This window comes from Longimicrobium sp. (genome assembly GCF_036554565.1).
GTDB lineage: Bacteria > Gemmatimonadota > Gemmatimonadetes > Longimicrobiales > Longimicrobiaceae > Longimicrobium.
The window spans coordinates 1-5,092 of sequence record NZ_DATBNB010000486.1 but is presented as its reverse complement, the minus strand read 5'-3'; the positions used below and the strand labels follow the sequence as shown (position 1 = coordinate 5,092).

At 70.3% G+C, this 5,092-nt stretch carries 7 protein-coding genes; 5 read left to right on the top strand and 2 right to left on the bottom strand.

Translation table 11 applies throughout. The features are described from left to right. Positions 1-258 (top strand): type II CAAX prenyl endopeptidase Rce1 family protein (locus tag VIB55_RS13305; RefSeq protein ID WP_331877139.1); only part of this gene is annotated, 258 nt, incomplete at its 5' end. Positions 259-341: 83 nt separating this feature from the next. Beyond that, positions 342-1,148, top strand: a complete 807-nt coding sequence (locus VIB55_RS13300; protein WP_331877138.1) for a carboxypeptidase-like regulatory domain-containing protein — start codon at positions 342-344, stop codon at positions 1,146-1,148. Positions 1,149-1,175: 27 nt separating this feature from the next. Here VIB55_RS13300 and VIB55_RS13295 read toward each other — a convergent pair whose 3' ends face one another. Continuing rightward, positions 1,176-1,445 (bottom strand): hypothetical protein, encoded by a 270-nt coding sequence (locus VIB55_RS13295; RefSeq protein ID WP_331877137.1) that lies wholly within the window; start codon positions 1,443-1,445, stop codon positions 1,176-1,178. A 32-nt stretch (positions 1,446-1,477) separates the two neighbouring features. Then, positions 1,478-1,954 (bottom strand): hypothetical protein, encoded by a 477-nt coding sequence (locus tag VIB55_RS13290; RefSeq protein ID WP_331877136.1) that lies wholly within the window; start codon positions 1,952-1,954, stop codon positions 1,478-1,480. A gap of 211 nt (positions 1,955-2,165) precedes the next feature. Between VIB55_RS13290 and VIB55_RS13285 the strand changes: the two genes are divergently transcribed. From VIB55_RS13285 to VIB55_RS13275, 3 genes are all read left to right on the top strand, one after another. Continuing rightward, a complete protein-coding gene (locus tag VIB55_RS13285) occupies positions 2,166-2,705 on the top strand; it encodes an RsbRD N-terminal domain-containing protein (protein ID WP_331877135.1) in 540 nt (179 codons plus the stop codon). A 90-nt stretch (positions 2,706-2,795) separates the two neighbouring features. Further along, positions 2,796-3,365 (top strand): hypothetical protein, encoded by a 570-nt coding sequence (locus VIB55_RS13280; protein ID WP_331877134.1) that lies wholly within the window; start codon positions 2,796-2,798, stop codon positions 3,363-3,365. A 246-nt stretch (positions 3,366-3,611) separates the two neighbouring features. Beyond that, the coding region (locus VIB55_RS13275; RefSeq protein WP_331877133.1) for a hypothetical protein at positions 3,612-5,092 on the top strand (1,481 nt) is incomplete at its 3' end.

Below are 5,092 nucleotides of genomic sequence, written 5' to 3'. Positions count from 1 at the left end.
GGGCTGCTGGCGCTGCTGGTGTGGATGGGTTTCCGCCGCACCCCCGCGGCGGCCGTTGCGGTAATCGTCTCCGCCTTCATCTTCTCCGCCTTCCACTACATCGGGCCGTACGCGTATCCGCTGGAACTGGGCAGCTTTACCTTCCGCCTGCTGGCGGGGGTGGCGTTCAGCGCATTGTACGTGTGGCGCGGCTTCGGGATCGCCGCGTGGACGCATGCGCTGTACGACGTGTTCCTGGTGATCGCCGGCCAGGGGTAACCGGGAGCCAGCGCGAATCTTGCAGAACCGCTTCCATCTCCGCTCCGCTCACCACCCCTGTTTCCCTCCGCTCCTGGACGCCCATGACTACGTTACGTGCCGGTTTGATCGCGCTCACCGCTCTCGTTCTCGGCGTTCCGCTGCAGGCGCAGTCCATCCGCGGCCGCGTGGTGGACGCGGCGGGCGAGGGTGTGCCCGAGGCGAGCGTCGTCGCGACCGGGGGAGGAGGCCGGCAGCAGGCCGTCCACACGGGAGCGGACGGCGCATTCGTGCTCGCGCTGCGCGGGCCGGGGGTGTACCGGCTGAACGTGACGCGCACCGGGTACGCCCCTGCGGCGTCGGGCGAGATTACCGTGTCGGCGGCGGAGGCGGTGGAAGTTTCGGTGCGCGTGGCGGCCCAGCCGCTGGGGCTGCAGGCCGTGACGGTGACGGGCCGGCAGGGTCCCCGGCGCATCGCGTCGCTGGAGCCCACCGGGTTCTACGATCGCGAGGCGACGGGGTTCGGGCGGTTCATGCGCCGGGAAGAGATCGAGCGCCGGCGGGGAGCGCGGCTGGCCCAGGTGCTGGACGACGTGCAGGGCATCCGCCTGTACCGCGACCGCCGCGGCACCGAGTACGTGACCTTTACCTCTCAGCAGACCAACGGCGCGATCGCCCGCACGCAGCGGGGCCAGGCCGACGTGTGCCTGCCGGTGATGTACCTGGACGGCACCATCGTGTCGCAAGGCACGGCGAACGGGCCCGGCGGGGTTTCCATCAACGACCTCGTTCAGACGGAAGACATCGAGGCCATCGAGGCGTACGGCAACGCCTCGCGCATTCCGCCGCAGTACAACGGCAGCAACTCCGCGTGCGGGGTAATCCTCATCTGGACGCGGTCGGGGAGCTGAGGCGAGCCCGGCTCCCGCCGCGGCCCGTCAACGGGGGGCGACGGACTCCGGCGTGGTGTAGCAGTAGCCCACCCACTCGCGCTGGTTCACGCGCCGGGTGATGGTCGCGTCGCCGGGAAGCTGCGACTGTTCCGTGGGCTCGCCGGCGAAGAACCGCTCACCTCGCCCCTGGCAGGGGCTTCGGCCGGTGCTGCTGTACTTGGTCGATCCGGGTTCCGGGGGCGTGCTCGACGACGCGGGTGCGCAGCCGCTTACGACGGCGCTGAAGACGACGAACAACGGGATGAGCCTGGGCATGGGCGCCACGTGGTTGGATAGGTGACGGTTCGTCAGGATGTGCGCGCGGCGACCCGGGCCGCGTGCTGGACCCCGGACCGCGGCTGCTCGCCGGGGGAGGCGCCGCACTCGGCGATCACCCGCGAAACTTCGGTCGCAAGCACTTCGTCGGACTCGAGCCGCCTCTGGTAGCTCGCGGGCTCGCGCAGGGCAACTCCGGGAACGTACACCTCCCTGCCGGACTTGGTGTACACGCGCTCGCCACGGACATGAAGCGCCGGTGACACATTCTTGTCGAGGGTGACGTTCACCAGGTGGTCCACCCGGTGCACCCACACGCTGTCGACGGTGCGACGGGCCGAGAAGGCGCTGCTTCCAGACGCGGGTTGGGCGGCGTATCCCTGGCGTTCCAGCGATTCTCGCGCGCAGGCAAGCGCGTTGTCCGGTGCCGGGGCGCTCTCGTGCACGGAGCGCGGCAGGCAGGCTGACACCAGAACCACGGGGACGACGAGGGCGATGGGCAGGCGCATGGTCTTCGCTCGCGGGTGGGGGTGAGGCGGGTGTGATCGCCGGTCAGGGACGCGGAATTCGTGCCCGCGCCCACCGTGCGGCTTTGCTCGCGAGACGCGGGCCCATCCGTCTCTTTCCGAGGACGGGCGCGTATCTTTTCGGTGACGCTACCCGCCCGGCGCGCCGCGTGCTAGCTTCCGTGCCCGGAGCGAGCCCTCAGCAGAAACGGAAATGACGGACACCGGACACCAGTTCTACACCGAGCGCGAGATCCGCGACCTGGGGAGCGCCGTCGACCAGCTGCGGGTGGGCCGCGAGGCGGTGCTGCGCGACTGGATGGAGCGCGTACGCGCCAACCAGGCCATGGCCACGGGCCAGGCCCTGGCCGAGCCGCTGCTGCTGGACCACATGCCGCAGCTGTTCGACGCCATCCTCGACCGGCTGGAGATCAACCGCTCGCGCGAAGACGCCGAGCAGTTCGCGACGGTGCACGGCTTCGCCCGCCGGCTGACCGGCTACAACATCGTCGAGACGGTGCTGGAGCTGCTGATGTTCCGCCGCGCCATCTGGTCGCACCTGACCGCCGTGGGCGCGCGGGTGGAGGGGGCGTACGCGGCCATGGAGCAGATCGACGGGATGGTGGACCGCGCCGTCCTGTCCTCGCTGAATGCGTACCTGGACCCGAACGCCGCCATGCTGCAGCGCGGCGCGCTGACCTCCGAGGCGGAACCCGGGGCCCCCGCCGTGGACGGCGAGATCCCCGTAGCATGACCGGTTGGACCCGTGCGGCAGGCGCGCGGGTACACGCATCCGCCGGGGCCGTATCCCCGTGACCCGCGACCTTTTCGGAGTGCCAGGACCATGCGACTCTTTCTGACCCGTACCGCCGCGCTCGGCGCGCTGACGCTGCTGGCCGCGTGCGGCGACGGCGGCGGCACCACGCCCACGCGCCTGACGGCCGCCCAGGTGGCGGGCATCTACCAGGTGTGCGAGCTCCGGTTCTCGCCGGCCAACACCATCCTGCCGACGGCGGACCTGCTGACGTCCACGGCCGATACCACGCCGCCCCTCAACCGCCCCAAGTTCACCGTGGCGCTCTCGCAAAGCGGCGAGTTCGACCTTGTGTACACGCGCGCGTCGGATGCCTTCCTGCAGCAGGCGCGCGGAAGCGTGAGCTACGGCGAGCAGCACGTATCCATCAGCCTGCCGTCGAACTCGGCGATCGCATTGGAGCTGCTGCTGCCGCGGCCGCTGAACCTGCGCTTCACCGGCACCGGCGGAAACCGGCTGACGGCCGACGTGTCCGACAACCTGCAGTATCCCGTGAACCGCGGCGACTACGCCCGCGCGGCGGGGGTCAGCGACGAGGGGCTGCAGCCCACCATCAACGGCCGCCTGACCGCCAGGCTCGCGGTGAACGGCTGCAGCTGAACGACGGCCACGTCGACGACGCCCGGGACGCCCCCGGCGGCGGACGGCGCACAGTCCGCGCAGGCGGACTTCGTGACGTTCCAGCTGCGGTTCCAACCGCCATCGCGAGGCCGGTGATCGTGGATTCGCTTTTTCCATGCGATGTGCCCCGTCCGCCCGGCAGATTCGAATGAACGAACCCAGCGGGTCCGGCGTGGATGGCCGGACCCGTGTCGTCAGATAGGGAATCCCATGCGAGCTTTGTTGATGCGGATGGCGGTCGGCGCGGCGGCGTTGGGAGCGGCGCTGGCCGAGCCGTCGGCCGCCACGGCGCAGGAAGGTGGCGACTGGAACTCGCCCCGCGCACTGGAGCTGGTGTCGCGCGCCCAGTACCGGCGGCAGGTGACGCAGGCCGACACCGGCATGGCCGACTACCAGGCCGACGCCCGGGGCTACGTCTACTTCTACCTGGACCGCATGGACATCGGCGAGCGCAACCTGGTGAAGACCGACCAGGTGGCGCTCGACGTATACTGGAAGGCGCCCAACCTATCGAAGCAGCGCATCATCGGCCTGCGCGACGAGCGCGCCCTGCCCACGAACATCCGCTACCACGAAGACCACCTGACCGTGGTGCAGGACAATTTCGGCAACCTCATCCGCCTGGGCGACGGCGACGAGGTGGCCGACGTGCCGCACCCCGCGTCACCCGGCGCCACGGCCATCTACCACTACCGCCTGGTGGATTCCACCAGCATCCGCTTGCCCGGCGTGAGCGAGCCGGTGCGCGTGTACAAGCTGGAGGTGCGCCCGCTGGACCCGTCCCGCGCCGCCATGGTGGGCTCCATCTTCGTGGACCGCCGCGCCGGCGACATCGTGCGGATGGACTTCACCTTCACGCCGGTGGCGTACGTCGACAAGTTCCTGGACTACATCAACATCCGCATGGAGAACGGGCTCTTCAAGGGCCGGTTCTGGCTTCCCATCCAGCAGCAGGTGGAGCTTCGGCGGCAGCTTCCCGAGCTGGGGCTTCCCGCGGGGGGCGTCATCCGCGGCACCATGCGCGTCAGCAACTACCGCTTCAACCAGGGGCTGGACGACGCGATGTTCCGCGGCCGGCGCGTGGTGTCGGTTCCCACGCAGCAGCGCGAGGGGTTCGCCTTCGAAGAAGCCATCGACGCCGAGCTGCGCGCCGAAGGGATCAGCCCCGGCACCGAGCTGGGCGACGTGCGCCAGCAGGCCGCCGAGCTGATGGGCCGGCGCCTGCTGAGCGGGCTTCCCGCCAACCGCATCGACGTGGGCAACGCGTCGCAGGCGCTCCGCTTCAACCGCGCGGAGGGGCTGGCGCTGGGCCTGGGGTACCGCTGGCGCCAGACGGAGGGAACCACGCTGGCCGTGCGCGCCGGCCTGGCGACCGGCCCCATGCAGCCGTTCGCGAGCATCGACGCATGGAGCGGAACGCTGCCCAGCCGCCTGGGGGTGGGCGTATACCTGAACCAGACGCGCGACGTGGGCGTGGGCCCGGCCATCTCCGGATCCATGAACACCGTCACCGGGCTCATTGCCGGCTACGACTTCACCGATCCCTATTTCGTCACCGGCGCCGAGGTGCGGATGGACCGCGGGCTCCGCGGCGGATGGACAACGCCGGTGCGCGTCCGCGCGGAGAAGCACCGGCAGGCCACTGTGGCGGCGGACTACTCGCTGGCCGGCGGCACCAACTTCCGCGACGTACCCCAGATTTTGGA

Excerpts from the sequence above, each read along its gene's own strand:
- VIB55_RS13295 (WP_331877137.1), bottom strand. The coding sequence starts at position 1,445 with ATGCCCAGGCTCATCCCGTTGTTCGTCGTCTTCAGCGCCGTCGTAAGC.
- VIB55_RS13290 (WP_331877136.1), bottom strand. The coding sequence starts at position 1,954 with ATGCGCCTGCCCATCGCCCTCGTCGTCCCCGTGGTTCTGGTGTCAGCC.
- VIB55_RS13300 (WP_331877138.1), top strand. The coding sequence starts at position 342 with ATGACTACGTTACGTGCCGGTTTGATCGCGCTCACCGCTCTCGTTCTC.
- VIB55_RS13280 (WP_331877134.1), top strand. The coding sequence starts at position 2,796 with ATGCGACTCTTTCTGACCCGTACCGCCGCGCTCGGCGCGCTGACGCTG.
- VIB55_RS13285 (WP_331877135.1), top strand. The coding sequence starts at position 2,166 with ATGACGGACACCGGACACCAGTTCTACACCGAGCGCGAGATCCGCGAC.